The organism is Haloplanus sp. CK5-1 (genome assembly GCF_037201915.1).
Taxonomy (GTDB): Archaea; Halobacteriota; Halobacteria; order Halobacteriales; family Haloferacaceae; genus Haloplanus; species Haloplanus salilacus.
In genome coordinates, this window is the sequence record NZ_CP147505.1 from 3,203,959 (window position 1) to 3,229,098 (window position 25,140).

27 protein-coding genes and 3 tRNA genes are annotated in these 25,140 nt (G+C 65.3%); 15 read left to right on the plus strand and 15 right to left on the minus strand.

The features are described 5' to 3' along the window. Window positions 1-38 precede the first annotated feature (38 nt). Complete coding sequence (locus NBT81_RS17020) at window positions 39-2,000, plus strand: ABC transporter ATP-binding protein (protein ID WP_338740096.1); 1,962 nt, start codon at window positions 39-41, stop codon at window positions 1,998-2,000. A gap of 61 nt (window positions 2,001-2,061) precedes the next feature. Here the strand turns inward: NBT81_RS17020 and NBT81_RS17025 are convergent, their stop codons facing one another. Then, window positions 2,062-3,279, minus strand: a complete 1,218-nt coding sequence (locus NBT81_RS17025) for a transposase (protein ID WP_338740097.1) — start codon at window positions 3,277-3,279, stop codon at window positions 2,062-2,064. 136 nt (window positions 3,280-3,415) lie between these two features. Here NBT81_RS17025 and NBT81_RS17030 point away from each other — a divergent pair, with 136 nt between their 5' ends. Further along, on the plus strand, window positions 3,416-4,141 hold the full coding sequence (locus NBT81_RS17030; RefSeq protein ID WP_338740099.1) for a creatininase family protein: 726 nt from the start codon (window positions 3,416-3,418) through the stop codon (window positions 4,139-4,141). On the opposite strand, the gene NBT81_RS17035 is transcribed toward NBT81_RS17030, so the two are convergent. Continuing rightward, window positions 4,142-4,552 (minus strand): DUF5790 family protein, encoded by a 411-nt coding sequence (locus NBT81_RS17035; RefSeq protein ID WP_338740100.1) that lies wholly within the window; start codon window positions 4,550-4,552, stop codon window positions 4,142-4,144. Window positions 4,553-4,626: 74 nt separating this feature from the next. Then, window positions 4,627-4,962 carry a dihydroneopterin aldolase family protein gene (locus tag NBT81_RS17040; RefSeq protein WP_338740101.1) on the minus strand — a complete coding sequence of 112 codons (336 nt, stop codon included), beginning with the start codon at window positions 4,960-4,962 and terminating at the stop codon, window positions 4,627-4,629. 86 nt (window positions 4,963-5,048) lie between these two features. Between NBT81_RS17040 and azf the strand changes: the two genes are divergently transcribed. Next, window positions 5,049-5,837, plus strand: a complete 789-nt coding sequence (azf, locus tag NBT81_RS17045) for an NAD-dependent glucose-6-phosphate dehydrogenase Azf (protein WP_338740102.1) — start codon at window positions 5,049-5,051, stop codon at window positions 5,835-5,837. Between the two features lie 143 nt (window positions 5,838-5,980). Here the strand turns inward: azf and NBT81_RS17050 are convergent, their stop codons facing one another. After that, window positions 5,981-6,598, minus strand: a complete 618-nt coding sequence (locus NBT81_RS17050; RefSeq protein ID WP_338740103.1) for a DUF309 domain-containing protein — start codon at window positions 6,596-6,598, stop codon at window positions 5,981-5,983. A gap of 76 nt (window positions 6,599-6,674) precedes the next feature. Here NBT81_RS17050 and NBT81_RS17055 point away from each other — a divergent pair, with 76 nt between their 5' ends. Further along, window positions 6,675-7,091 carry a hypothetical protein gene (locus NBT81_RS17055; RefSeq protein ID WP_338740104.1) on the plus strand — a complete coding sequence of 139 codons (417 nt, stop codon included), beginning with the start codon at window positions 6,675-6,677 and terminating at the stop codon, window positions 7,089-7,091. A 342-nt stretch (window positions 7,092-7,433) separates the two neighbouring features. Here the strand turns inward: NBT81_RS17055 and NBT81_RS17060 are convergent. Continuing rightward, window positions 7,434-7,506 (minus strand) — tRNA-Arg (locus NBT81_RS17060). Between the two features lie 116 nt (window positions 7,507-7,622). Between NBT81_RS17060 and NBT81_RS17065 the strand changes: the two genes are divergently transcribed. The 4 genes from NBT81_RS17065 to NBT81_RS17080 all read left to right on the plus strand — a co-directional run bounded on the left by NBT81_RS17065 (window position 7,623) and on the right by NBT81_RS17080 (window position 11,151). After that, the gene (locus NBT81_RS17065) at window positions 7,623-8,054 is read left to right on the plus strand and encodes a hypothetical protein (RefSeq protein ID WP_338740105.1); all 432 of its coding nucleotides are present in this window, start codon (window positions 7,623-7,625) and stop codon (window positions 8,052-8,054) included. Between the two features lie 110 nt (window positions 8,055-8,164). After that, window positions 8,165-9,664: a single-stranded DNA binding protein gene (locus NBT81_RS17070; protein ID WP_338740106.1), complete on the plus strand. Its 1,500-nt coding sequence runs from the start codon at window positions 8,165-8,167 to the stop codon at window positions 9,662-9,664. Window positions 9,665-9,714: 50 nt separating this feature from the next. Continuing rightward, entirely contained in the window at window positions 9,715-10,146 is a 432-nt protein-coding gene (locus tag NBT81_RS17075) for a histone (RefSeq protein ID WP_338740107.1), read from the plus strand. Continuing rightward, window positions 10,147-11,151 (plus strand): histone deacetylase, encoded by a 1,005-nt coding sequence (locus NBT81_RS17080; RefSeq protein ID WP_338740108.1) that lies wholly within the window; start codon window positions 10,147-10,149, stop codon window positions 11,149-11,151. Here NBT81_RS17080 and cca read toward each other — a convergent pair. Beyond that, a complete protein-coding gene (cca, locus tag NBT81_RS17085; RefSeq protein ID WP_338740109.1) occupies window positions 11,148-12,497 on the minus strand; it encodes a CCA tRNA nucleotidyltransferase in 1,350 nt (449 codons plus the stop codon). The genes NBT81_RS17080 and cca overlap by 4 nt on opposite strands. A 111-nt stretch (window positions 12,498-12,608) precedes the next feature. Between cca and NBT81_RS17090 the strand changes: the two genes are divergently transcribed. Further along, window positions 12,609-12,681, plus strand: a tRNA-Asn gene (locus NBT81_RS17090). A gap of 37 nt (window positions 12,682-12,718) precedes the next feature. Here NBT81_RS17090 and NBT81_RS17095 read toward each other — a convergent pair. After that, window positions 12,719-13,141 (minus strand): GtrA family protein, encoded by a 423-nt coding sequence (locus NBT81_RS17095; protein WP_338740110.1) that lies wholly within the window; start codon window positions 13,139-13,141, stop codon window positions 12,719-12,721. 7 nt (window positions 13,142-13,148) lie between these two features. Continuing rightward, window positions 13,149-14,591, minus strand: a complete 1,443-nt coding sequence (locus NBT81_RS17100) for a sulfatase-like hydrolase/transferase (RefSeq protein WP_338740111.1) — start codon at window positions 14,589-14,591, stop codon at window positions 13,149-13,151. A gap of 149 nt (window positions 14,592-14,740) precedes the next feature. Here NBT81_RS17100 and NBT81_RS17105 point away from each other — a divergent pair. Together NBT81_RS17105 and NBT81_RS17110 are read left to right on the plus strand one after the other, a co-directional pair. Next, window positions 14,741-14,846: transfer RNA gene (locus NBT81_RS17105), tRNA-Ile, on the plus strand. Between the two features lie 40 nt (window positions 14,847-14,886). Further along, a complete protein-coding gene (locus tag NBT81_RS17110) occupies window positions 14,887-15,708 on the plus strand; it encodes a hypothetical protein (protein ID WP_338740112.1) in 822 nt (273 codons plus the stop codon). 269 nt (window positions 15,709-15,977) lie between these two features. On the opposite strand, the gene NBT81_RS17115 is transcribed toward NBT81_RS17110, so the two are convergent. Then, window positions 15,978-17,381: a PAS domain-containing sensor histidine kinase gene (locus NBT81_RS17115; RefSeq protein WP_338740113.1), complete on the minus strand. Its 1,404-nt coding sequence runs from the start codon at window positions 17,379-17,381 to the stop codon at window positions 15,978-15,980. A 249-nt stretch (window positions 17,382-17,630) separates the two neighbouring features. On the opposite strand from NBT81_RS17115, the gene NBT81_RS17120 reads away from it, so the two are divergent. Together NBT81_RS17120 and NBT81_RS17125 are read left to right on the plus strand one after the other, a co-directional pair. After that, window positions 17,631-18,623 (plus strand): transposase, encoded by a 993-nt coding sequence (locus tag NBT81_RS17120; RefSeq protein ID WP_338738951.1) that lies wholly within the window; start codon window positions 17,631-17,633, stop codon window positions 18,621-18,623. 732 nt (window positions 18,624-19,355) lie between these two features. Further along, window positions 19,356-19,562 carry a hypothetical protein gene (locus tag NBT81_RS17125; protein ID WP_338740115.1) on the plus strand — a complete coding sequence of 69 codons (207 nt, stop codon included), beginning with the start codon at window positions 19,356-19,358 and terminating at the stop codon, window positions 19,560-19,562. 41 nt (window positions 19,563-19,603) lie between these two features. Here NBT81_RS17125 and NBT81_RS17130 read toward each other — a convergent pair whose 3' ends face one another. After that, window positions 19,604-20,089 (minus strand): hypothetical protein, encoded by a 486-nt coding sequence (locus NBT81_RS17130; protein WP_338740116.1) that lies wholly within the window; start codon window positions 20,087-20,089, stop codon window positions 19,604-19,606. An 83-nt stretch (window positions 20,090-20,172) separates the two neighbouring features. On the opposite strand from NBT81_RS17130, the gene NBT81_RS17135 reads away from it, so the two are divergent. Then, on the plus strand, window positions 20,173-20,841 hold the full coding sequence (locus NBT81_RS17135) for a hypothetical protein (protein WP_338740118.1): 669 nt from the start codon (window positions 20,173-20,175) through the stop codon (window positions 20,839-20,841). On the opposite strand, the gene NBT81_RS17140 is transcribed toward NBT81_RS17135, so the two are convergent. The 3 genes from NBT81_RS17140 to NBT81_RS17150 are packed head-to-tail and all read right to left on the minus strand — an operon-like array spanning window position 20,824 to window position 22,202. Continuing rightward, window positions 20,824-21,414, minus strand: coding sequence for an L-threonylcarbamoyladenylate synthase (locus NBT81_RS17140; protein ID WP_338740119.1), 591 nt, complete (start codon window positions 21,412-21,414; stop codon window positions 20,824-20,826). The genes NBT81_RS17135 and NBT81_RS17140 overlap by 18 nt on opposite strands. After that, window positions 21,415-21,927, minus strand: coding sequence for a redoxin domain-containing protein (locus tag NBT81_RS17145; protein WP_338740121.1), 513 nt, complete (start codon window positions 21,925-21,927; stop codon window positions 21,415-21,417). Beyond that, a complete protein-coding gene (locus NBT81_RS17150) occupies window positions 21,927-22,202 on the minus strand; it encodes a glutaredoxin family protein (RefSeq protein ID WP_338740122.1) in 276 nt (91 codons plus the stop codon). The genes NBT81_RS17145 and NBT81_RS17150 overlap by 1 nt, the downstream gene beginning before the upstream one ends. 100 nt (window positions 22,203-22,302) lie before the next feature. Between NBT81_RS17150 and NBT81_RS17155 the strand changes: the two genes are divergently transcribed. Next, the gene (locus NBT81_RS17155) at window positions 22,303-23,676 is read left to right on the plus strand and encodes a hemolysin family protein (protein ID WP_338740123.1); all 1,374 of its coding nucleotides are present in this window, start codon (window positions 22,303-22,305) and stop codon (window positions 23,674-23,676) included. Between the two features lie 3 nt (window positions 23,677-23,679). Here the strand turns inward: NBT81_RS17155 and NBT81_RS17160 are convergent, their stop codons facing one another. Together NBT81_RS17160 and NBT81_RS17165 are read right to left on the minus strand one after the other, a co-directional pair. Further along, window positions 23,680-24,852: an inorganic phosphate transporter gene (locus tag NBT81_RS17160; RefSeq protein ID WP_338740124.1), complete on the minus strand. Its 1,173-nt coding sequence runs from the start codon at window positions 24,850-24,852 to the stop codon at window positions 23,680-23,682. 73 nt (window positions 24,853-24,925) lie between these two features. Then, window positions 24,926-25,087: a hypothetical protein gene (locus NBT81_RS17165; protein ID WP_338740126.1), complete on the minus strand. Its 162-nt coding sequence runs from the start codon at window positions 25,085-25,087 to the stop codon at window positions 24,926-24,928. Between the last annotated feature and the right edge of the window lie 53 nt (window positions 25,088-25,140).

Below are 25,140 nucleotides of genomic sequence, written 5' to 3' on the forward strand. Positions count from 1 at the left end.
GAGTCAGGCTTTTGTCCGTCGGCCGCCGAAACACGGTGATGGAGGTCCCCGGCGACGACGACCCCTTCGAAGAGCAACGGGAGCGGACCGACAACCCGATGCGTCGCCTGTTCACCACGTACGGGCGGGATCGAGCGGGACTGCTCTCGGTCAGCGCCGTCGCCAGCCTCTTCGCCCGCGTGCTCGACTTGCTCCCGCCGTTGCTGTTGGGCATCGCCGTCGACGCCATCTTCCTCGACGAGGGGCCGTTCTCGCTCCCGCTGGTGCCCGACCGGTGGCTACCGACCGACCCGGAACGGCAGTTCTGGCTGATCGTCGGCATCGTCCTGTTCTCGTTTCTGGGTGGGGCGGGACTTCACTGGCTGCGAAACTGGGGGTGGAACCGCTTCGCCCAGTACGTCCAGCACGCCATCCGGACGGACGCCTACGACGCGATGCAACGGCTGAACATGACCTTCTTCGCCGACAAGCAGACCGGCGAGATGATGTCCGTTCTTTCGAACGACGTGAACCGGTTGGAACGCTTCCTCAACGACGGGCTGAACTCCGCGTTCCGCCTGGGCGTGATGGTCGTCGGTATCGCAGCCATCCTGTTCTGGATGAACCCGCAACTCGCCGTCGTCGCACTGGCACCCGTCCCGCTGATCGCCTTTTTCACCTACCGGTTCGTCGAGAACATCCAGCCCAAGTACGCCGAGGTGCGGTCGACGGTCGGACAGGTCAACTCCCGACTGGAGAACAACCTGGGGGGCATCCAGGTCATCAAGACGTCGAACACGGAGGGGTACGAGGCAGAGCGTGTCGAGGAGGCCTCGGGGGACTACTTCGACGCCAACTGGGACGCCATCGAGACGCGGATCAAGTTCTTCCCCGGCCTCCGGGTGCTCGCCGGAGTGGGCTTCGCACTCACCTTCACGGTCGGTGGCCTCTGGGTGTTTCGCGGCGAGGGGCCGTGGCTCTTCACCGGCACCCTGCGGCCCGGCGAGTTCGTCTCTTTCATCCTCTACACCCAGCGGTTCATCTGGCCGATGGCCCAGTTCGGACAGATCATCAACATGTACCAGCGGGCGTACGCCTCCGCGGCCCGCATCTTCGGGTTGATGGACGAGAACGCGGGCATCGACGAGCGCTCCGGCGCCGAGGACTTGGTCGTCACCGAGGGTCGCGTCGAGTACGACGACGTGACCTTCGGCTACGACGAGGAGGCGATCATAGACGGTGTCTCCTTCGCGGCCGAGGGCGGGGATACCCTCGCGCTGGTCGGCCCCACGGGGGCCGGGAAGTCGACCGCGTTGAAACTCCTCCTCCGGATGTACGACGTCGACGGCGGCGAGATCAGGATCGACGGCGACGATATCAGCGAGGTGACCCTGGCGAGCCTCCGGGACGCCATCGGCTACGTCAGTCAGGAGACGTTTCTCTTCTACGGCACCGTCCGCGAGAACATCACCTACGGCACCTTCGACGCCGACGACGAGGCGGTGATCGAGGCAGCGAAGGCCGCGGAAGCCCACGAGTTCGTCACCAACTTGCCCGACGGCTACGACACCATGGTGGGCGAACGGGGCGTGAAACTGTCGGGGGGTCAGCGCCAGCGCCTCACCATCGCGCGGGCGATGCTCAAGGACCCCGAGATCCTGATCCTCGACGAGGCGACCAGCGACGTCGACACGGAGACGGAGATGCTGATCCAGCGGTCGCTCGACCGGTTGACCGCCGACCGGACGACGTTCGTCATCGCCCACCGGCTCTCGACGGTGAAAGACGCCGACCGGATCGTCGTCCTCGACGACGGTCGGGTGCGGGAGCGTGGCACCCACGAGGACCTACTGGCCGCGGACGGTCTCTACGCCAGTCTCTGGGGCGTGCAGGCGGGGGAGATCGACGACCTACCCGAGGAGTTCGTCGAGCGAGCGACCCGGCGGGGGGCGCGGGCGGACGTCGACGGGGAGGGAGACGCCGCGGGCGGGCGGCCGACCGTCGGCGACGGCGACGACTAGGCGTCAACTGCCCCGCGCACGGTGGCGCGGGGCTTGTCAGTGAACTCGACCTCTGCCGGCGTTAGTCGGACGGGACGAATCCCCGATTCGGCGTCACCGTTCCTGACTTCAGGGCGAGTTGACTGTCGCCCGTCCGCCGCGAGGACTGTAGCCCGCGACGGACGTACCGCCACCCAACATTCTTCGCACCCACGTAATCTGCATTCTGAGTTGCACCGCACGATTCACACTCGAACTCCGCCTGTCGCACTCGGTTCCCCTTGCTCGTATGCCCGCATTCAGGACACCGCCGACTCGTGTTTTTCGGGTCTACAAACTCGACGCTAATCCCCTCGGCTTCCGCTTTGTACTCCACGAGGTCAACGAGCTGCCGGTGCGCCCACTGGTGGAACTCTTTGACGGGCGGCGCACGCTCCCTGATGTGTTTCAGATTCTCGAACGCGATGTACTCACAGTCGTGTGTTCGTGCTTCTTCAAGAATCTGGTTAGCGACTTGATGGAGGTGGTCACGGAGATACCGTGATTCCCTACCGCTCATCTGCCGAATTGTCCGATGGGCGGATTGTGTACCAGTCTGCTGGAGATCACCGCGAATCCGCTCGAACTCTCGATGTCGGTGCCTGAGTTCTCTCCCCGATGCGAAGTGCGCTGTGCTGGTGGTAGCGATGTTGACGATGCCGAGGTCAACGCCGAGAACTGTCCTGTCCTCGTCGTCACCCTGTGTTTCAACCTGTTTCTCGGGCTTATCTTTGCGAAACCCGAGGTGCAGGTAGTATTCGCCATCACGCTTTGATAACGTAGACTCTGTTACTTCCCACTCGTCATCGGTGAGGTATTCGTGTTGATACCCGTCTTCTTCGTCGGGAAGGGTCAGGTCACACCGAATCCGGCCCTCGACGGTAGAAAGAGACACAGACCCGTCATCGAACAGCGTCATCGTCCGGGTATCGTATTTTACCGTGTTACTGGTGAACTCCGGTCGGGACGTTTTGTAGTGTTCATCAAGGTCTTCGATTGCGTCGACACCATCGAGTGCGGCTGCAGCCTGATGGGTGGCGAGAATTGCGTGCTGACTCCCGAGGTGTGTCTCCTCCAACACCGTGTCGTAGGCGAGGTCTTGGAGGTAGGTTTTCCGCGTCTCACCTGTGTCCCATCCGATGCGACTGCTGATGTTACAGGCATCTTTCCACTCGTTGATGGTGACATCGAGCAAGTCCTGTTGCTCGTCGGTGAGGATAGGACGGGTGATTGCGGTACGCCTCAGGTAGCCGTCTGCCACGAGTTTCAATAGATAGTAGAGGTAGTTAATAGTCCGTGGATTGTGGCAGCGAGTGTCGGCTTCAACCCCGCCCACGGTGGGGCGGGGAATCCGCCTCGCTACCTAGTTTGAAACCCCTCCGGCCCGGACGGACGGTATGCGCCTCACCGACGCCACCTGGACGGACGTCCGGGACGCCGACGCCGACCTCGCCGTTCTGCCGGTCGGCAGCACCGAACAGCACGGCCCGCACGCACCCCTCGGCACCGACGCTCTCCACGCCGAGACGGTCGCCGACGCGGGCGCGGAGCGGTACGACGGCGACGTGGCCGTCGCGCCGACGATTCCGGTCGGCGTCGCGGAGGAACACCGCGACTTCGCGGGGACGCTCTGGGTGTCGCCCGACACCTTCCGGAGGTACGTTCGTGACGTGATCGGCAGCCTCGCTCACCACGGCATGGATCGGGTGGTCGTCGTCAACGGGCACGGGGGAAACGTCCCCGCGCTGGGTGAGGTGACCGCGACGGTCTCGCGGCACGACGACGCCTACGCCGTCCCCTTCACGTGGTTCGAGGCGGTCGGCGACCACGGATCGGAGATGGGCCACGGCGGGCCACTGGAGACCGCGCTGTTGCGCGCGACCCACCCCGATCTGGTGCGGGAAGAGCGGATCGAGGAAGCCCGCGAAGAAGCGAGCGACGGTTGGGGCGACTGGCTCTCGGGGACGAACCTCGCCCACGATTCGGCGGAGTTCACCGAGAACGGCGTCGTCGGCGATCCGGGCGCGGGCGACGCCGACCTCGGAGAGGAACTGCTGGATCTGTCGGCGGACGCGCTGGCGGAACTGCTAGAGGGTGTCGAGAAACGAGCCGTCCCGCGGTGATCACTCGTCGCCGGCCTCGCCGCCGTCGAGGTCCTCCAGCGTCCCGCGGAGTTCGGGCACCGCGTTCGTGAGGTCGCTCACGTCGTCGTGGGCCCCGCCGATCGACTCGATCAGTTCCTCCAACTCCTCGATGGCTTCCGCGAGGTCGGCAGCGTCCTCGAAGGCGTCGGCGCGGTCGCCCATCGTGTACCACTTTTTCGCCTGCCGGAGGTGCTCCTCGGCCTCGCCGGCGTCGAGTGCCGATCGGAGGCCGTTCAACACCCCGAGGACGTTGTCGGCGTCGGCCGCCCAGATCTCGTCCGGGTCGGGGAGTTCCGCGCGGGCCTTCCCGAGATGTTCCTCCACGTCCGCGCGCACCTCGGCCGCCGCCTCGCCGAAGAGTTCGTCGTCGCCGAGCGTCGTCTGACTCATACCCGACGATTCGCCGCCGTGTGAGTTAAACGCACGCCCGAAAGTGAAAGTGAAATTCGAGCGTCGCCACGCCGTCACTCGACGGACACCGGGCGCATCAGCGGGTAGCCATCGGTCATCGTCATTTCGGTGTCGACGACGACGTCCTCGTACTCGATGCGCATCTCCACCTCCATGAACCGCCCCGTGAGTTCGACGTAGCCGTGGTCGCCGGCCGCGTCGAACAGCGCTGCCTCGTCGATGTCGACGTCGACCGACGCACAGAAGGGTTGGTTCTCGATAGCCTCCTCCATCGCGCGTTCGAGGCTCGCCACGCTGCCGGGCGAGACGGGCGTGCCGGCGAACTGGTGGTAGAGCGATCCGAACTTGATGCCCGCCTCGAAACAGGCCTGCTGGGTGTCGGTGACCATGGTGGCTCGACGGGCCGGTCGGGGTAAGGCCTGTCGCCGTACCGAATCGGTTGTTACTTGGGGTCGGTGGTCCCAGTACCGTCCGAATGGACGACCCGGTGTTACTGACTGGCGCGGGTGGGCGCGTCGGGCAGGCCATCCTGCACGGGATCGGCGACACCTACGACTGGCGACTGCTCGACCGGGAGCCGCTGTCGAGCGACCGCCTCCCGCTGGGCGTCGACGAGGACGACGTCGTCGTCGCGGACGTGACCGACGAGGCAGCCATGGCCGACGCGATGGAGGGCGTCGGGGCCGTCATCCACCTCGCGGGGGATCCCCGACCGGAAGCGCCGTGGAACTCGGTGCTCTCGAACAACATCGACGGCACGCAGACGGTGTTCGAGGCGGCGGTCGGGGCCGGCGTCGAGAAGGTGGCCTTCGCCTCCTCGAACCACGCCGTCTCGGCCTACGAGACCGAGACGCGAAAGCCCGAGATGTACCGCACCGACGACGACTACCGCCTCGACGGGAGCGAACTCCCCCGCCCGGGCAACCTCTACGGCGTGAGCAAGGCCGCGGGCGAGACGCTCGGCCGCTACTACCACGACACCGAGGGCCTGTCGGTGGTCTGTGTCCGCATCGGCAACCTGACCGAGGGCCACCCGCCGCGCAACTACGAACGCGGGCAGGCGATGTGGCTCTCGCATCGCGACTGTGCCCACCTCTTCGACTGCTGTGTCCGGGCCGACTACGACTACGAGGTCGTCTACGGCATCTCGGACAACGAGCGCAAGTACTACTCCATCGACCGCGCCCGCGAGGTGCTCGGCTACGACCCCGAGGACGACTCGGCGGAGTACACGCTGGCTGGCGACCCGAAAGACGAGGCCTGACACCCGTCGAGTGCCGAAAGCTACTCGGTGCTCACGCCGGAGGGGTTCGTATGGACCGCCAACAGATCATGGCCCTCGTGCTGGTCTTCCTGATGGTGTTCTCGTCGCTGGCGTACGCCGTCTCGATGTTCTGACCGCCGGGATCAGTCGAACAGGCCGGCCACGTCGTCGTACTCCCGGTCCCGGCGGTCGACGTGCCGGCCCAGTCGCCGGGCGACCAGCGCCCGGTGGGGTTCGTCGGCGGTGACGAACTCGAAGAGCGGACCGGTGAACAGCGTCCGGCCGCCGTCGGCGACTTCTTTGCGGGCGTACGCGACCGCCCGGTCGACCGTCGCCTCGTCGTAGCCGTGTTCGGCCGCGAGCGCCGGTGCGACGACGGCGACGCACTCGAAATCCAAGTCGTCGAGGCCCAGCGTCCGCCCCTCGTACCGAAGCGGCGGCGGACGGCGGCGCTCGATCACCTCGGGGTCGGCGGCGAGCGTCGCCATGGCGCGGCGCGGGGCCGCGACGTCGACACCGTGGGACGGGGAATCGAGACCGGCGAGGTAGTCGGCGGCGCTCTTCGCGAGTCCCGTCGCCCCGCCCCAGTTTCGAGTCCGGGCGTGGTGGATCGCCGCGGTGAACTGGATGAGGCCGTGGAGCAGTCGCTCGTCGTCGGTCCCCGTCGTCAGGCCGAGCCACTCGGCCTCCCACGGATCGTGTGCGGCGTGGTGTTCGCCGGCGTTGTAGAGGGCGATTCCGGACCGGAGCGCCGCGTCCATACCCGACCGTTGACCGCCGAGACTGAAAAGTCACCGCGCCGTAACGCCCATACCTTGTGGAATAGTACCATGTATTGTGACCGAATCCGAACCGGACGACCTGACCGACGCGGAACGCGAGGCGCTTCACGAGGTAGAACTGGGGGTCGAGCACCTCCACCGGGCGCACGGCCACCTCGTCTCCTTCCACCACAGCACCGGTCGGGCGATGGACCACCTGGCGGCCGCCGAGGGATCGCTTCGCGAGGCCGGCCACGAGCGGTTGGCGAACCGGTTGCGCGAGGAACACCTACCGCGGGGTGTCCTCCCGTCGTGTGGGGACGACCCGTCCGGCCGGTGGTCGTACGACGTCCTCGAGACGTTCCAGTCGACGCTCCTCGACGACGTGGTGACCTTCGGCGACCGCGTCCACGAACGGGTCGCCGACGGGCGGCGACACGTCGCCGAGCGCCGACAGGAGGCGGCGTGGAAGCGTCGTTCGGAGTCGGAGTGAACGGTCGGCGAAGCGACGGGAGCGTCCGTTCGGGGGTCGACCGTAGAACGGCGGCTACGCTCGTCGACGTAGTGTCGGCAGAAACGTCCTGACTGAGTCCCACGCGAGCAGCGAGGGACCGGAGGTCTCGCGTGTAGCCGGTCGACTGCGTCGACCGGCGACGGAGTGAGCGTGGGGCACGTCAGGTCGCGAACGAAGTGAGCGTCCTGACGGAGATTTGAACTCGCCGAGACGGTCGGCCTCGCTCCGCTCGGCCGCTGCGACTCGTCTGCTCAAATCTCCGTGTTCCCGTTTCTGCCGACGGTCGACTCGCTACGCTCGTCGACGTAGTGTCGGCAGAAACGTCCTGACGGAGATTTGAACTCCGGTCCCTGGCTCCGCAAGCCAAGAGGATAGTCCACTACCCTATCAGGACTCACTTCTCTCTACCGGGGAACGGGTTAAGACGGTTACGATCCGCGGGCGACGGTCGGTGAAAGGGATCTTTGAGAGTACGGAAGGGGTATGTCCCCGCCGACCGACGCGGGCGGTATGAACCGGCGAACCCTGCTCCGGACGGCTCCCCTGACCGCGCTCTGTGGGTGTGTGGGTGCGCCGAGCGATACCGACGACGGGATCGACGAAGTGAGCGAGCGGACGCTCCGCGACACGGGTCGGTGCGAGGATCCCGAAGCCGCGACGGTGAGCGTCTCGGGGACGCAGGTTCGGATCGAGGGTTGTGTCACGGGGCCGAACGGCTGTTCGGTCTCCAGTCTCGGGTCGGCGACGGTCGAGGAGAACCGATTGACGGTGGTCGTCACGACGCGGCGCGACGCACCACCCGACACGGCCTGCACGGAGGCGCTCGTCTACCGTGGGTACGTCGCGACGGTCGAGACGGACGGCGAACCCGCGGGAGTGCGGGTGCTCCACGAGACGCCGGAGGGGCGGCGGACGGTCGCCGAGTGGCCCGAGGATTCATAACCGAAGCCGGGACGAGAGTCGGCCGTGACCACGCACGGATCGGGAGACGGGAGCGCCGCGTTCGGGCAAGGACAACGCTTAACCGGAGGGTTCGCCTGTTGCACGGTACGATGGGTGTAATCGAGGACGTGTACGAGGACCTCGACACCGACGTGGAGTTCGAGGAGTTCGAGGCCGCCGTCCACGACAAGGTCGAGCAGATGGGGGGGCTCGCCGACGAGGAGACGGCGGCGATGCTCATCGCCCACGAACTGGAAGACGAGGAGGTGAGCGGCATCGCCGACATCGAACCAGGGATGGACGAGGTGAAGTTCCTCGGGAAGGTCGTCGGTATCGGCGAGTTGCGGACGTTCGAACGCGACGACACGGACACGACCGAGGACGACGAGCGCGAGGATGCCGAACGCGACGACGACGAGGGAGGGCCCGCAGATGGGGAGGGCCGCGTCATCAACGTGGAGGTGGCCGACGAGACCGGACAGGTCCGCGTGGCCTTCTGGGACCGAGTGGCGCAGTCGGTCGCGGACGGCGAACTCGAGGTCGGCGAGGTCCTCCGAATCAAGGGTCGGCCACAGGAGGGGTACAGCGGCGTCGAGGTGAGCGCGGATCAGGCGGAACCTGATCCGGACGCCGAGGTCGACGTCCAGATACGCGACACCTACCGCGTCGAGGACCTCTCGCTCGGCCTGTCGGACGTGAACCTCCAGGGTCGGGTACTGTCGACGGACTCGGTCCGGACGTTCGACCGCGACGACGGGAGCGAGGGACGGGTCGCGAACCTCACCCTCGGCGACGAGACTGGCCGCATCAGGGTGACGCTGTGGGACGAGAAGGCGGATCGGGCCGAGGAACTCGATCCTGACACCTCGGTCGAGGTGGTGGACGGCTACGTCCGCGAACGCGACGGCGACCTCGAACTCCACGTGGGGTCGCGGGGTGCAGTCGAGGGGATCGACGAGGAGATCAGTTACGACCCCGAGACGGCGACGATCGACGACCTCGAACTCGGCGAGACGGCCGATCTTGCCGGCGGCGTCATCGAGACCGACCCCAAGCGGACGTTCGACCGCGACGACGGGAGCGAGGGGCAGGTCCGGAACGTGCGGATCAAAGACGAGACGGGCGACATCCGGGTGGCGCTCTGGGGGGAGAAAGCCGACCTCGACGTCGACCTCGCCGACTACGTCGTCGTCACCGACGCCGAGATCCAGGAGGGGTGGCAGGACGACCTGGAGGCCTCGGCCGGGTGGCGGTCGACGGTGACCGTGACCGATCCGCCGGCGGACGCGGCGGGGGCCGGCGTGGATGCCGACGCCGAAACGGGCTCGGCGACGGGGGACGGGAGTCCGGGACTCGACGCCTTCGGCGACGATGTGGGCGGGGCGGAGACTGGCGGCGGGACCGGGAGTGCGACGGGCGCCGCCGCCGGAACGGACGACGGACCCGTCCAGTTCACGGGGACGGTCGTCCAAGCGGGCGACCCGGTCGTCCTCGACGACGGGACGGAGACGCGGAGCGTCGAGACGGACGCGAACCTCCGTCTCGGCGAAGAAGTGACGGTCCGCGGGCCGCTCCGTGACGGGCGGATCGACGCCGACGAAGTACACTGACCGCTGTACCGACGGAAAGGATTATACGCGCCACGGACGGGTATCGGGGTATGAGCGTCGAGTTACCGTTCGCCCCGGTAGACACGATCATCCGTCGGAACGCGGGGGACCTCCGCGTGAGTGCGGGTGCGGCGGAGGAACTCGCCCGGCGCATCCAGCGCCACGGGGCGGACCTCGCCGTCGACGCCGCCGAGGACGCGACGGCGGACGGTCGAAAAACGCTGATGGCCGCCGACTTCGGCGTCGAACGGGTGGTCAACCGCGACTCGCTCGAACTGCCGGTCGCGCCGGTCGATCGGATCGCACGGCTCGACATCGGTGACCGCTACCGCGTCTCGATGGACGCACGGATCGCGCTCGCCGACATCCTGGAGGACTACGCCGACAACGTCGCCTCGGCGGCGGCGACGCTCGCCGATCACGCCGACAGGCGGACGATCCAGGCCGAGGACATCGAGACATACTTCTCCCTCTTCGAATAGATGCAGTTCGGCTACAGCGAGACCTGTCTCGACCACGACACCGGCGACCGACACCCGGAGACGCCCGACCGCTTGCGGGCGATCCGCCGACAGCTCGCCCGCCGTCACGGTGTCGAGTACGTGTCGGCCGATCCGGCGTCGGCCGACGCGGTGTCGATCGTCCACGACGACGACTACGTCGACGAACTCCAGTCGTTCTGTTCCGAGGGAGGGGGCGACTGGGATCCCGACACCGTCGCCTCGTCGGGGACGTGGGAGGCCGCACTGACGAGCGCGGGACTGGCACAGTGGGCCGCGGAGCGGGCTCTCGCCGGCGACGACGGCCGTGAGACCCCCTTCTCGCTCGGTCGGCCGCCGGGCCACCACGCCGTCACCGACGACGCGATGGGGTTCTGTTTTTTCAACAACGCCGCCGTCGCCGCGGGGACGGTCGTCGATCGGGGCGACGCCGACCGCGTGGCGATCTTCGACTGGGACGTCCACCACGGCAACGGTACCCAGGATATCTTCTACGACCGTGGGGACGTGTTCTACGCGTCGATCCACGAGGAAGGGTTGTTCCCGGGCACGGGCGCGGTCGACGACGTCGGGACGGGCACGGGCGAGGGGACGACGCTCAACGTCCCGCTCCGGTCCGGCGCGGGGGACGCGGATTATCTGGCGGCGTTCGAGACTGTCGCCGCGGCCCTCGACCGGTTCGACCCCGACCTCCTCGTCGTCAGTGCGGGCTTCGACGCCCACCGTCACGACCCGATCTCGCGGCTGCGGGTCTCGACCGAGGGGTACGCCGCCCTCACCGATCGGGTCCGCGAGGCGGCCCGCGAGATGGACGCCGCCCTCGCGTTCGTCCTCGAAGGCGGGTACGGACTCGACACGCTCTCCGAGAGCGTCGCGACGGTCCACGAGACGTTCGACGGTCGGACGCCCGTGGCCGTCGACGACGACGACCCGACCGACGCCACCCGCGACCTGCTCGACCGGGTGCGGTCGACCCACGACCTCTAGGGCGTGGGGTCGAAGTAGCGCGCGAGGGCGACGCCGAACTCGTCGGCCAGCGACGCAACTGCCTCGCCGACCAGCAGGTCGTAGCCGTCGTCGAGGGCGCGTTCGACGTGTGTGCCGAGAGCCACGTCGAAGACGGCGTCGCTCTCGAGGAGGGCTTCGGGCGTGGTGAACTCGCGGTCACGCTCGACGACGTAGCGGTCGCCGTCGACGAAGGGACCGTACGCGTCGCCGTCGGCGTAGGCGTCGTAGAAGCCGGTCGCGTGCTCGCGGACGTGGACCGGCGGGCCGCGGTGCCGGCGGACGGCCGGGAGTTCGTCGACCGCGAGTTCGACGAACAGGACGGCGCGATCGGCGGCCAGGGTCGTCGACCGGATGGGTACGAAACCACGGCGGTCGAGTTCGTCGGCGATCCCGTCGAGGGACTTGCGTAACTGGGGGTAGAGTTGGTCGTCGACGATGTCGGGCGTCTCGAAGACGACGGCCACGGGGGTCGTCCCCCGGCGGTCGAGGTGAGCGCGGACGGCGTCGGCGTCGATCGGATCGGGATCGGCGGGGACGAAGAGGTCGTCGCGGGGGTCGGCTACGAGGTCCCGGGCGTAGTGTTGGAGGCGAGCGACGTTCTCCGGGGCACAGACGGCGGCGACGTTGCGCGTGGGATCGGTGGGATCGATCACGACGAGCGGGTCGTCGAACGACTCGGTGCCGTGGTCCTCTGGATCGAAGCGAACGGGCGGGTGCCAGTCGGCGGCCCCGCGGAGCAGTTCCTCGAACCCGCCGTACTCGAGGACGAGCAGTTCCGAGAGGTAACCCGAGAACCCGCGGGTCCTGAGGTCGCTCCCGTAGGCACCGATTCCGGTGAGGAAGGCCTTGAACAGGCGCACGTCGCCGGCGAGAGTCGGATCGAGGCGCTCCTGTAGGTAGGCGTCGTGGAAGGGAGTGCGATCGACCGCCGACTGGATCGCAGTCGCGTCGTCGACGTCGTAACAGGGGACGAGGTCGACCTCGAACCCCTCGAACTTGCCGGTGACGTAGGGGTGTTCCGCGTACTCCTCGCGCCCGTCGGGGAGCGCCGTCCGACCGACGGACAGGCCGTAGGCCTCCAGATCGGCGCGGTCGAGGTCGGGAGGAAAGCAGACGAACAGGTCGATGTCGCGGTCGGCGGCGAGCCACGTCCCGCGGGCGGTCGAGCCGACCTGTACGATCCGCGCGTCGACCGGGAGGTCGGCGAGGGCCTCCCGGACCCGGTCGGTCAGTGCGTCGACCGCCGATCGGAGCGCCTCGCGCTCCGCCTCGTCCGGCGTCACGCGGTCGGAGACACGCGCGACGACGGCGTCGAACTCGCTCATGTGACACCGATCCGCCCGTGCGGGCGAAAGCGTGTCGGTCGCCCCCGACCGACCGACGGGAGCGGGTGAAAGCGAAAGCCCTTTGGGCCGACTGCGACTACGACGAGTCGAGCCGTCGTAGCTCAGATGGTAGAGCACCTCGCTGTTAACGAGGTGGTCCCAGGTTCGAGCCCTGGCGACGGCGCTTCTTCAGGACTCGCCCCGATGAGCGGTGCGATCCGTCACCCCCACGTCCACCGCGATTCGAGGAGATAGCGGTAGACACCGCTGATCACGATACCGACGCCGTTGGCGACGAGGTAGGGGACGGCCGCGGCCGAGACGAGGGCGTACAGGACGCCGAGTTGGATCGGGATGGCAGAACCACGGACGATGTTCGTCTGCAAGAGGCCGTTGGCGTACTCCCGCCAGCCGTCGTGTCGTGAGGCGTGGAACGTCCACCGGTTGTTGACGCCGTACTGGAGGATGATAGTCGTCTCGATGGAGAGGGCGGCGGCCAACAGGTACTGAAGGTCACCCACCTCGACGAGCGTGCCGAGCATCGCCGTCTGAAACGCCGCCGCCGCGGTGCCGACGAGGAAGAACCGGCGGATCTGCGGGGCCTCGGGACCGACGAGTATCGCCCGCAGGAAGCGCCGAAGCATCGACGAGTTACCGGTAGCCGAGGGCCTCGAGCCGGGTCTCGATGTCGTCGTCGATACCAACGCCTTCGTCGTCGGGGTCGACGGCCTCCAGTGTGGCCACGTGGTCGCGAACGGCGTCGCAGAGACGGTCGTGGGCACGAGCGGCGGGAGTCTCGGAGTCGACGGCGTCGCCGTCGGCAAGGAGGTCCGTTCGCTGTTCCGGATCGGCCCGTCGGTCGTACAGTTCCTCGACGTCCGTGACGGTGTTCCGAATGTACACCCAGTCACGCTCTCGGGCACTCACCAGCAGATCGCCCTCGTCGAGGCGCCGCGGAATCGGTTGCTGGGTCACGTCCTCGCCGCGGACGGCAACGCTCACCACGGGATCGGCCCGCGGCGCGACGCCGTCCCGGATCGTCGGCACGAGACTCCGCCCCGTCCAGTCGTCGGCAGGATCGACGCCGAGCAGGTCACAGATCGTCGGAGGGATGGAGTCGAGGCCGACGTGGTCGGCTACCCGACCGGACTCCACGCCCGGCAGGTCGACCACGAGCGGGACGTGGATCAGTTCGTCGTAGAGCTTCGGATAGTGCGAGAGGTGACCGTGGTCCATGAACTCCTCGCCGTGGTCTCCGGCGACGACGACGGCGGTGTCGTCGCCGACGCCGGCGTCGTCGAGCGACGACAGGAGTCGGTCCAGACTGGCGTCGATCTGTCGGACCGCCCCCTGATACAGGGTGCGGAGGTCGGCGAGGGTTCGGTCGCCGACCGACCAGCCCAGTCCGGTCCTGACGTGTGCGACCAGCATCCGGACCTTGCCGACGCGCCGGTCGGATATCTCCCGGAGGTACCGCGGCGCGGGGACGTACGGCGTGTGTGCGTCCATGTAGTGGACCCACAGGAAGAACGGTTCGTCGGTCTCCTCGACGAAGGAGGTAGCGCCACGCTCGACGTCGAGCATACGTGAGGCGTCGGTGAAGGGCTGTTCGTCCGATCCGCCCCGCAGGATGCTTCCGGCCCGACGGAACGGCGACGTGAGGAGTTGCAGCCACGCTCCCCAGGTGGGGTGGGCAGCCACAAACTCCCCTGCTCGGCCGTCCCCGCCGCCGCCGACGAACGCGTCGAAGTCGTCGAAGCCGTCGTCGTACCCCCAGTGTTCGGTCAAAAAGCCGTTCGCGGCGTTGAATCCGCCGGTCGCGATTCCAGCGTCGTGAAGTCGCTCGGCGAGGGTCGTCGCACCGTCGACGCCGATCCGTCCGGTGTCGGCGAAGGCCGGACGCGACGCGAGGATGGAGGGAAAGGACATCGGTGTCCAGTTACCGTGGGCGAAGGCGTTCTCGAAGACGGTGCCTCGGTCGGCGACGGCGGAGAGCGTGGGCGTCTCGTACTCGCCGCCGTACGGTTCGATTGCGTCGGTCCGCAGGGAGTCGACGGTGACGAGAAGGACGTTCGAGACGGGCGTGTCTGTCATAGATGGGCGCGGCGTCGGGGCCGTCGGTGGGTCGATCCGCCGACGGTGGCCGTGGTTGTCCCTCTAATGGGGGAAGGTCGTACTCAACCTTTTGGTCTGCCGCTACAGTCCGGCACGTTCAAGATGACGGCGACGGGACGTCGGGATACGGGCCCTTAGCTTAGTCCGGTTAAAGCCCCCGGCTCATACTGGTAGACGACTCCGTCGTCGCCATGGGACACCGGGTGATCGCTGGTTCGAATCCGGCAGGGCCCATCCCACTTTTTCCTCGGTCGTTTCACTCCCTCGCAAAAACGTGGGGAAAAAGACCGCAAGAAGGATTCGAGCCCAGAGGACGAACGAAGTGAAGTCCTCGCGGTTCGAATCCGGCAGGGCCCATCCCACTTTTTCCTCGGTCGTTTCACTCCCTCGCAAAAACGTGGGGAAAAAGACCGCAAGAAGGATTCGAGCCCAGAGGACGAACGAAGTGAAGTCCTCGCGGTTCGAATCCGGCAGGGCCCATCCCACTTTTTCCTCGGTCGTTTCACTCCCTCGCAAAAACGTGGGGAAAAAGACCGCAAGAAGGATTCGAGCCCAGAGGACGAACGAAGTGAAGTCCTCGCGGTTCGAATCCGGCAGGGCCCATCCCACTTTTTCCTCGGTCGTTTCACTCCCTCGCAAAAACGTGGGGAAAAAGACCGCAAGAAGGATTCGAGCCCAGAGGACGAACGAAGTGAAGTCCTCGCGGTTCGAATCCGGCAGGGCCCATCCCACTTTTTCCTCGGTCGTTTCACTCCCTCGCAAAAACGTGGGGAAAAAGACCGCAAGAAGGATTCGAGCCCAGAGGACGAACGAAGTGAAGTCCTCGCGGTTCGAATCCGGCAGGGCCCATCCCACTTTTTCCTCGGTCGTTTCACTCCCTCGCAAAAACGTGGGGAAAAAGACCGCAAGAAGGATTCGAGCCCAGAGGACGAACGAAGTGAAGTCCTCGCGGTTCGAATCCGGCAGGGCCCATCCCACTTTTTCCTCGGTCGTTTCACTCCCTCGCAAAAACGTGGGGAAAAAGACCGCAAGAAGGATTCGAAGCAGGGCCACCCAGAATTTGCACGATGCTGGGCCACCGGGTTCGAACGTGTGACTCCCTGAAATACATATTTCCGCCTTTGAATATATGAATATGAATGTCGATCAGCCTGGAGTTCAATCATACTGTGAATGCGGGTCGCCGCTGTCGTGCCTTCGCCGACGACCGAGAGCGATGCCTCCGTAATCATTCGCTCGTTGTGGGGGCAACGCGTGGATCGTGATTGAGGGTGGATCCGATACCGAGCGAGACGACGGATAGACGACGCACGGTAGTGGTCGGTCGCGTCGTCGGAATCGAGACATCGGTAGGTCTCTGCCCGCTCACGAGCTGGGATTCGCCACAACACTTTGATCTACACTTGGTAATTGGAACGTCAGCACGCTTCCCCGTGGGTCGTTATCACTAATCGTCAACTCCCCACCGAGCGTCGTTACCACCCAATTCATCATCCAAAGCCCGATACCGAGACTGTGCTGGAGCGGCGTCTCCTCTCTCGATTCGATCACACGCCGTTCGAGGTCCGGGATACCGGGACCATTGTCCGCTACGGATATATACACGTAATCGGGATCCGACTCCCGGTCAATCGTCATAGTTACTTCTGGCGGTGACCGATCACCGTGGTCGACTGCATTCTCGACAGCCTCATCCATGGCTTGCTCGAACAGGTCTGCATTTCGAACATAGATCGGCTCGTCACCATCGATCGATGTCGTGAGTTCTGCGTCCGAATATTGCCCCTGATACGCTTCGAAAAGCGCCTCGATATTGAGACGATCCCATCGCTGTTCGTCCGTCGGGTCGTAGATCTCGCGGATGTTGTCGGTCGTTCGCGCGATCTTATGCATCGACTTTGCTTGACGCCGAATTGCTTCGATCGACGCCTGTCGGGTTTCTGCGTCTATCTCGTCAGATGCTAACAGTTCTGCGTGACCGTCGATCGCGGTCACGGAGTTTCGCAGATTGTGCCGCACCACCCGGTTAAGCACATCAATCGTCTGTCTCGTGAGCATTTTCTCGCTGATGTCCTGCATGATAGCCACGAACTGCGTTATCTTCCCGTGCTTGCCCGTCGCAGGGATGATCTTCAGTGTGACCTCGAACAGCTCTCCGTGCTTGGTCTGGTTCGTCAGTTCGGCGTCCCACACGTCGCCAGCCGTGATCTGCTCCCACAGGTCCGCATAGAACGCGTCGTCGTGTTGCCCGGATTTGAGAATGCGTGGATTGCGTCCGGTCGCCTCGGACGCCGTATATCCGGTCATCCGTTCGAAGACAGGGTTGACATACTGGATCGTCCCGTCCGGGTCGGTTATGAAAATGACTTTCTCAGATCCTTCAGCCGCCTTCTTAAACAGGGTGAGATCTTGTTTGAACCGCTTTTCGTCGGTCACGTCTTCCTGATAGCCGAGGTAACTGGTGACGGCCCCCGACTCGGCTCGAATCGGAACGATCGTCACGCGATTCCAGAACATCGCGCCTTCTTTTCGGTAGTTCCGGAGTTCGACGGTCACGGGCTCTTTGGCTTCGATTGCGGTTCGCATCTGTGCAACTGGCTCTTCACGTGTGGCGTCGCCCTGTAGGAACCGACAGTTTTGGCCGAGAATCTCGTCACGAGAATAGCCGGTGAGTTCGCAAAACCCATCGTTGACGTAAATCAGAGGGTTGTCGGGTTGAGATGGGTCTGCAATTGTGATACCTATAGTAGCGTTTGTAACTGTCCGCACACCTGATCGAACGCAGTCATGCGATCAGGTGTGTGATGACTTACAAAGGCTACTATAGCGGGGCTTCGTCCATTACTGTATTGCGGAGCAGACGCCCAACCGCAGAATCAGGATCAACAATTGGAAGCACAGAGGCCAGAACCTGTTGGGTGCCACCCCACTGTATCAGTGAGTTCACGATGATAACCCGTTGAGAGGGTGTCATAGAACAGTTCGCATACCAAAGAGCAGGGTGAACGCTGAGGTGGAATGAGTTCAGCGACCCTGCAAGATGATCCTTCGGTAGAATCGTTCTTCAATGCCGTGGAAACGGAGACGTTGGCGTTGTTCGAGCACCTCTCCTTCGAGTTTCTTGAAGGGTTCGACGTGTTCGCCCCGGCGGAGACGGGGCGAACACGAGATCTTGAGCCGCCCGAGATGATGCGTGGCTTTCTCCATTGCTATTACAAGAACATCGACGGTATCCGTCCGGTTGCACGAGAACTGAACAACACCGTTGTCTGGCTCAGCTGTAGCTTCGATCGACCGCCGTCGAGAGACGCGGTCGATCGATTCCTCACTGATCTTGAGCACGTTGTTGACCGGGTCTTCGACCATCTCGTCGAGCAGGCCGCCTTGCGGGGCCTGCTCGACTTGACGTATTCTATCGATTCAACCGACGTGAGAGCGATGCCCGCCGATCCAGACGCATCGAAGTGCTATGATCCAACCGATGACGAGTACTACTACGGCTACGGCTGCACGATCGTCTCAACCGGGCAAAAGATCCCGATTGCAGCCGAGTTCACCGAGAGCAAACAAGCACCAGAAGAGACGGCGATGCGCGTCACGCGTGACGCGCTCGCCGTCGGGAAACCGATGTGGATGCTTGGAGACAGTGCCTACGACACGCTCGACTGGCACGACCACCTGCTGGCCGCAGGGGTCGTGCCAGTCGCTCCGTACAATCCACGAAACACCGACGACCCGAAAGATATCGAGTACAGGGTAGAAGACCGCATTGAAAAACACAGCAACGACGTTCAGCTGAAGCAATCAACGCTAGACGAGACGTACAACCGCCGGAGTGGCGTCGAACGAACCAACGAATCAGTCAAGGGCTGCGGCCTCGGGCGAACGCACGCCCGAGGCCGCGTCCATGCACGAGCGCAGGTGTTCCTCGCGTTGTGTCTGCGCCTCGTCGTCGCAATCACCAACTACGAACGCGGAGACAATCCGGGAAGCACAATCATCACGGTGTGAGAAGAGTTCTATGACACCCTCCGTTGAGACTGATTGGCAGGCATCAGTAGTTCCACGGCGAGCGCCAACACGGGTTCGTCTTCAGCTTCGATTCGCGTCACTTGCTCCCGGAGCGTGGCGTGATACTCCGGCTTCACGATGTCCGTCAAAGATAGGCCGACAAGTTGGTCTTGAGACTCCGCCCCAAGAAGTGTACGGAACACGGGATCCGCATACGTGATCTCCATACCCGAGTGGATCAGAAATGAGTCCGGAACACTCTTAGATGGCATAATTGACTATTAACCGCATTAGCAGAAAACTTGGGGGTCCAGAGTTCCGAAAGGCAGTTCAGTATATGTCGTTGGGCAGTCTCGGGCAAAGAGCACATTGAGAGACCGGTTCTGGAACTCTCGTCTGGACGTCGAACCGCGGAAAATACGTGCCCTGTACTCAATACGGACGTTTTGACGTGTCACCGATCGACGGTTCAACCGGACCACTTTCGTCTCGGTCGTCGCCCTGCGGAGAGATACCGTGGAAACCGAACCGAGCGACCGACGACGACAGTGATAATATCGATCGTCAGGGATGGGTACTGTTTTAATTCCTAAGTCACGACCGGGCGCGGATCGGGTAAATTTCGTCGGTTCGAGGGATCCAGCGGCGAATTCCCTATTCAATATTTCGGTCGCGCCGAAAATGACACGATAGATAATATCAAATGGGGTGTCGGTCGTAGCGGCGTCCGTCATGGTTCGAGACAGGACCATCGCATCGAGCATCGGCATGGCACTGGGTATGGTCATCGTCACCGGATCGGCGCTGGCCGCCGGGATCACGCTGTTCCCGGCGCTCGCCCTGTCGCTGATCGGCCTGGCCTTCGGCGGGTGGCTGGGCGAGCGACAGTACCTGAAGCGCAGTTCGGGAGACAGTACGCGCAGCGCACGGACGGCCTGAGTCGCGGAGCGATTCCATCGAGCGACGTGTTCTGTGAGCGATCAGTACCGAACGACCGCATCGACGATGCCGGCCGTCTGTCCGACGCCGACGAGTCCGAGTCCGGCGACTGCGAGCGAGGGCGCGGCCGCGTAGACGCCCACACCGAGCAGAGCGGCCACGCCGCCACCGAGATAAGGGGCCGAGTCGCCGACGGCGCGGCCGGTGTAGAGCAGTCCGAGCGCCGGGAGCGCCATCCACGCGTACAGCGAGACGGAGAGTAGGGGATCGGCGTCGACGACGAACCCCACGACCCCGAGAGCCGTCGCGCCGAAGCCGACGACGACGGTCGTGCGCCAGACCCGGAGGACCCCATCGGACATGTCGCGCCACCCTGTAACCGCGAAGGTCGCCAGGAGGAGACTCATCACGACGTGCGCGACGAAGATGGCGTGAGAGGAGACAGTATCGAGGTGGGCAGCGACGACGACGGTCCAGGCGAACGGAACGAGCGCGGCGGGGGCAGTCTCGCGGAAGCGACGGAGCATACGACGTGGCTCGGTGTGGAGGGGCAAGAACGTGACCCAGCGCGGCCGGAGGTTCAAGGCGGATCGGGCGACCACCGCCATCCGTGCTCACCTTCGGTTCGCTCGCCCGCGCGGCGTACTGTCCGCGGCAGTGGTACTACGCACGGCGGGAAGGGGAGGACGACCGACCGCCGCCGGAGGTCCGCGACTGCCAGTCGCTGGCTTTCAGATACCCGACACTCAGGACGGCCGACGACGCGACGCTCAACGACGAACCGATCGACGTGTCACCGGCGGCGTACCGGGCGAGACTGGATCGGCTGGCAAAACGAGAGGAGTGGCCAGGACTCGCCGATCCGGTGGCCCGCGAGGTTCATCTGGAGGGGAAGGAGTGTCGGGGTATCGCACACAAAATTGTCGAGGGGGAGGAGGGCGAGCCACCGACGCCGACCTTCGTCTCACCGGGACAGCCACCCGAGAGGGGCGTGTGGCGCCCACAGCGGGTACGGGCAGTGGCGATGGCGAAGGCGCTCGCGTGGGAACGGGAGCAGACAGTGCCGTCGGCACTGGTGGAGTACCCGGCTCACGGCGTCGTCCGGCGGGTGGCGCTGACGACGCGCAACCGGGCGGCCTACCGGAAGACGGTCCGGACGGTCAGGGATGTCGACGGCCCGCCGCCACGAACCGACGACGAGGCCAAGTGCGACGCCTGCGACTATCGGGAGCGGTGTGGGGTTCGGACGCGGTCGCTGCGGTCACTCCTCGGTCTGTAGCCAGTCGTCGATCCGATCGGCCAACGCTCCACGCCGGTGGATCACGCCCCGTCCGGGGTCGACGACGGTGCTCTCGGTCCCGGGCGTCTCGCCGCCGTCGACCACGGCGGCGACGCCAGACCGAATTCGGTCGTCGAGGTCGGCGATCCGAGTGACGCTCCCCGCACCGGACCGGTTGGCGCTGGTGGCGGTCAGCGGCGGCGTCCGGTCGAGGAGGGCGAGCGCAGTCTCGTGGTCGGGGACGCGGACGCCGACGCGGTCGCGGCCGGCGGTGAGGGCGTCCGGGAGGGAGGGTCGGCGCTCGACGACGACCGTCACGGGACCGGGGAGAAACCGGCGCATGAACCGGACCTCGCGGTCGGTCGGTCGGGTGTGTTCGAGCGCAGCGTCCACATCGGGGACGGCGACCGAGAGGGGATTCCCACGGGACCGCCCCTTCAACTCGAATACCCGTTCGACCGCGTCGGTGTCGGTGGCGTCGGCACCCAGCCCGTACACCGTCTCGGTCGGGTAGACGACCGCACGCCCGTCTCGGGCGGCGTCGACGGCGACATCGAGGGTGTCGGGACTCATTCAGTCGACGAGCGTCCGGATCTCGTCTTCGAGGTCGTCGTACGGCGGGAAGTCGGGCCACTCCTCGGCGACCCACGCGTAACGGACGGTGCGGTCCCCGTCGAGGAGGAAGGTCGCGGGACGAGCCTCCTCGATACCGGCCATGCCGTCGAGGTCGTTGGCGACGCCGTAATCGCGGGCGACGCCGTTTCCGGGGTCGGCGAAGAGGTCGAAGTCCATGCCGCGCTCCTCGATGAGTCGCTTGTGGGCGTACGGAGTCGAAATCGAGACACCGACGACGGTGAGCAGGTCGCCCAAGTCACGGTCGCGGAGTTCGTTCCAGATGTACGTCGCGGGGAAGGAGCCGTCCATGGGGTAGAAGACGAGACAGACCGGCCCCTCGTCGGTCAGGTCGGAGAGGGCGGCGTCCTCCCAGAACTCCTCGTTGACGAGCGGGCGGGTGAAGTCGGGGGCAGTCTCGCCCTCGGCGACGTGGTCGGTGTCGGGTAGGTCGACGACGTCGAAGTCGACCATCAGCGCGCACCCCTGTTACCGTCGCCGTACGTCGATTCGAGATACTCGACGACGTTGGCGGACTCGGACATCGTCACGCCGGTTCGCTCGTCGACGATGGCGGGCACCGGACGGGAGCCCGCGACTCGCTTGACGACGTTGCGCTCGGAATGCATCGGCTCGACGAATCGCGAGGTGTAGTCGAGGCCGAGGTCGTCGAGCGTCCGGACGACACGTTCGCAGTAGGGACACGCCTGTAGTCGGTACAGGGTGATGGGTGGGTCACTATCCGGCATAGGCTGGCGTACGGCAGGGGGCAGCCTAAGCCCTTCGTTCGGGTCGAGACGGCCTGAGGGTAACGCTTAATTCGGGCCCGTGAGTATGATGGGTAGTTCCATGGGTTTGTCCCCGATAGCGAGCGCCGTCAGACACTCTCTTCCGGCGCAGATAGCCGATATCGTCCCGCTGACCGACACGACGATCACGATCGCCGGATCGGTCGCGATCATCGTGTTGATCGGCCTGTCGGCCTTCTTCTCCTCCTCCGAGATCGCGATGTTCTCCCTGGCTCGTCACCGCGTCGACTCGATGGTCGACGACGGGGTCCCTGGGGCACGGGTCGTCCAGGAGTTGAAATCGGATCCCCACCGACTCCTGATTACGATCCTCGTCGGCAACAACATCGTCAACATCGCCATGTCCTCGATCGCGACGGGCGTTTTCGCCATCTACCTCTCGCAAGGACAGGCGGTGCTCGCGGCGACGTTCGGGATCACGACGCTCGTTCTCCTGTTCGGGGAGAGCGCACCTAAGTCCTACGCGGTCGAGAACACCGAGTCGTGGGCGCTCCGGATCGCCCGCCCACTCAAGTACTCCGAACTGTTCCTCATGCCCCTGGTCGTCGTCTTCGACCACCTGACGCGAGTGGTCAACCGCATCACCGGTGGGCGGTCGGCCATCGAGACCACCTACGTCACTCGCGACGAGATCCAGAACATGATCCAGACCGGGGAACGCGAGGGCGTCATCGAGGAGGAGGAGCGCGAGATGTTCCAGCGCATCTTTCGGTTCAACCGCACCATCGCCAAAGAGGTGATGACGCCGCGCCTCGACATGACCGCGGTGCCGAAAGACGCCGCCATCGACGAGGCCATCGAGACCTGCGTCCAGAGCGACCACGAGCGCATCCCCGTCTACGAGGGCAACCTCGACAACATCATCGGCATCGTCACCCTCCGGGACCTCGTTCGTCAGCAACACTACGGCGAGCGGAACGTCGACCTGACCGACGTCGTCCAGCCGACCCTCCACGTCCCCGAGTCGAAGAACGTCGACGAACTCCTCGAAGAGATTCAGGAGAACCGAATGCGGATGGTGATCGTCATCGACGAGTTCGGGACGACGGAGGGCCTGATCACGATGGAGGACATGGTCGAGGAGATCGTCGGTGACATCCTCGAGGGCGACGAGGAGGAGCCCTTCGAGTTCGTCGGCGACGACGAGGTGATCGTCCGGGGCGAGGTCAACATCGACGAGGTGAACGAAGTGCTCGATCTGGACCTGCCGGAGGGCGAGGAGTTCGAAACACTCGCGGGCTTCATCTTCAACCGGGCGGGGCGACTCGTCGAGGAAGGCGAGACGATCGACTACGACGGCATCACGATTCGCATCGAGCAGGTGGACAACACCCGGATCATGAAAGCACGGATCACGATCCCCGAGGCCACGGACACGGAACTCGAAGAGACGGAAGCCGAGGTCGAAGGGTAGGCGTTACACCACGAGGGCGTCGAGGGCGACGAAGACGCCGTAACTGAGCGCGAACGCGAGGACCAACGATCCGGCCCACGCAAGCACCGTGTACGCCATCTTCCGACGGCTGACGCCGCCGCCACCGGCAGCGTAGCCCGACCCGATGATCGCCGAGACGACGATTTCGTTGAACGAGACGGGAATCCCGAAGGCGACGGCAGCCTGCGCTATCGCGAAGGAGGGAATGAGCGCCGCGATCGACCGCCGAGGGCCAAGCGACGAGTAGTCCTGTGCGAGCGCCTTGATCATGCGCGGCGCGCCGGTCCAGGACCCGAGTAGGAGTCCGAACCCACCCCCGGCGAGCACCGCCCACAGGGGGACGGAAACGTCGTCGAGTAGCGGGACGAGCGGTCCGATCGCCAGACCGACCTGACTCCCGCCGGCCGAGAACGCGACCAGCCCGCCGAGCGAGAGGAGGAAGCGCCGCTGTGTCGTCTCGGGGTCGGTCACGAGTCCACGGAAGAGGACGGCCGCCACGAGGATCGCACAGCCGACGGCGGCCGCTGCCGTCCCCCCAGGCACGGCAGTTCCGAGGGTACTCGCGATCGATCCGCCTTCGCCCGCGGGACCGAGCAGAGCGAACTCGATCGTGGCGACGAGCGCCCCGACGGCACCACCGAGACCGGCGATGGCGTAGCGTTCCGGAACGGACGGGAGACGGAGGAGCCGCGCAGTAGCGTACGCCGCACCGCCGCCGACGAAAGGAGTGAGCACCCACAGCGTCGCGATCTGTCGATACTTCGCCCACGCAGGATCGCCGCCGAGAGCCAGCCCGACACCGACGACCGCCCCGGTGACGGTGAACGCCGTCGCGATGGGGTAGCCCGTGAAGACGCCGATGGCGACGAGGACGGCGGCGGTGAGCAGTCCGACGATGGCGGCGGTCGCCGTCAGAGAGACGCCACTGATGAGTTGGGTTCCGACGGCTTCCGTGACGTTCGCGCCCTGCAAGACCGCGCCGGCGAAACCGAGCAAGCCGACGAGGAAGCCGGCTCGCATCACCGAGATGGCGTTGGCTCCCACGGCCGGTGCGAACGGCGTCGATCCGGAGGACCCGGCTCCGATCGCCCACGCCATGAACAGACTGGCGACCGCGGCGACGACGAACGTCAACAGTGTTCCGGTGGCGACCATCAGTTCGCTCCCCCCTCGGAGGGGTGGATACTAACCGGTGCCGGCCGCACGGAAGCCCTGGGCACGTCCACCACTACCGGTATCCCTCGTCGTACCCCTCGCGAAGCGAGAGCAACGTCCGGCGGACGAGCAGGTAGGCAAAGAAGACGAGCAACAGCATCAGCCCGACCAGTCCGAGGAATATCGGATCGCCGAGGAGGTCCGACAACTGGAGGGAACCGGCGGGTGGCTGCATGAACGAGTCGTGAGTCGGGTCGCACAAAGCCGTTTCGCCGTGGGTCGACGGAC

Excerpts from the sequence above, each read along its gene's own strand:
- NBT81_RS17020 (WP_338740096.1), top strand. The coding sequence starts at position 39 with ATGGAGGTCCCCGGCGACGACGACCCCTTCGAAGAGCAACGGGAGCGG.
- NBT81_RS17030 (WP_338740099.1), top strand. The coding sequence starts at position 3,416 with ATGCGCCTCACCGACGCCACCTGGACGGACGTCCGGGACGCCGACGCC.
- NBT81_RS17035 (WP_338740100.1), bottom strand. The coding sequence starts at position 4,552 with ATGAGTCAGACGACGCTCGGCGACGACGAACTCTTCGGCGAGGCGGCG.
- NBT81_RS17040 (WP_338740101.1), bottom strand. The coding sequence starts at position 4,962 with ATGGTCACCGACACCCAGCAGGCCTGTTTCGAGGCGGGCATCAAGTTC.
- azf (WP_338740102.1), top strand. The coding sequence starts at position 5,049 with ATGGACGACCCGGTGTTACTGACTGGCGCGGGTGGGCGCGTCGGGCAG.
- NBT81_RS17050 (WP_338740103.1), bottom strand. The coding sequence starts at position 6,598 with ATGGACGCGGCGCTCCGGTCCGGAATCGCCCTCTACAACGCCGGCGAA.
- NBT81_RS17065 (WP_338740105.1), top strand. The coding sequence starts at position 7,623 with ATGAACCGGCGAACCCTGCTCCGGACGGCTCCCCTGACCGCGCTCTGT.
- NBT81_RS17070 (WP_338740106.1), top strand. The coding sequence starts at position 8,165 with ATGGGTGTAATCGAGGACGTGTACGAGGACCTCGACACCGACGTGGAG.
- NBT81_RS17075 (WP_338740107.1), top strand. The coding sequence starts at position 9,715 with ATGAGCGTCGAGTTACCGTTCGCCCCGGTAGACACGATCATCCGTCGG.
- NBT81_RS17080 (WP_338740108.1), top strand. The coding sequence starts at position 10,147 with ATGCAGTTCGGCTACAGCGAGACCTGTCTCGACCACGACACCGGCGAC.
- cca (WP_338740109.1), bottom strand. The coding sequence starts at position 12,497 with ATGAGCGAGTTCGACGCCGTCGTCGCGCGTGTCTCCGACCGCGTGACG.
- NBT81_RS17095 (WP_338740110.1), bottom strand. The coding sequence starts at position 13,141 with ATGCTTCGGCGCTTCCTGCGGGCGATACTCGTCGGTCCCGAGGCCCCG.
- NBT81_RS17100 (WP_338740111.1), bottom strand. The coding sequence starts at position 14,591 with ATGACAGACACGCCCGTCTCGAACGTCCTTCTCGTCACCGTCGACTCC.
- NBT81_RS17120 (WP_338738951.1), top strand. The coding sequence starts at position 17,631 with ATGAGTTCAGCGACCCTGCAAGATGATCCTTCGGTAGAATCGTTCTTC.
- NBT81_RS17125 (WP_338740115.1), top strand. The coding sequence starts at position 19,356 with ATGGTTCGAGACAGGACCATCGCATCGAGCATCGGCATGGCACTGGGT.
- NBT81_RS17130 (WP_338740116.1), bottom strand. The coding sequence starts at position 20,089 with ATGCTCCGTCGCTTCCGCGAGACTGCCCCCGCCGCGCTCGTTCCGTTC.
- NBT81_RS17140 (WP_338740119.1), bottom strand. The coding sequence starts at position 21,414 with ATGAGTCCCGACACCCTCGATGTCGCCGTCGACGCCGCCCGAGACGGG.
- NBT81_RS17145 (WP_338740121.1), bottom strand. The coding sequence starts at position 21,927 with ATGGTCGACTTCGACGTCGTCGACCTACCCGACACCGACCACGTCGCC.
- NBT81_RS17150 (WP_338740122.1), bottom strand. The coding sequence starts at position 22,202 with ATGCCGGATAGTGACCCACCCATCACCCTGTACCGACTACAGGCGTGT.
- NBT81_RS17155 (WP_338740123.1), top strand. The coding sequence starts at position 22,303 with ATGGGTTTGTCCCCGATAGCGAGCGCCGTCAGACACTCTCTTCCGGCG.
- NBT81_RS17160 (WP_338740124.1), bottom strand. The coding sequence starts at position 24,852 with ATGGTCGCCACCGGAACACTGTTGACGTTCGTCGTCGCCGCGGTCGCC.
- NBT81_RS17165 (WP_338740126.1), bottom strand. The coding sequence starts at position 25,087 with ATGCAGCCACCCGCCGGTTCCCTCCAGTTGTCGGACCTCCTCGGCGAT.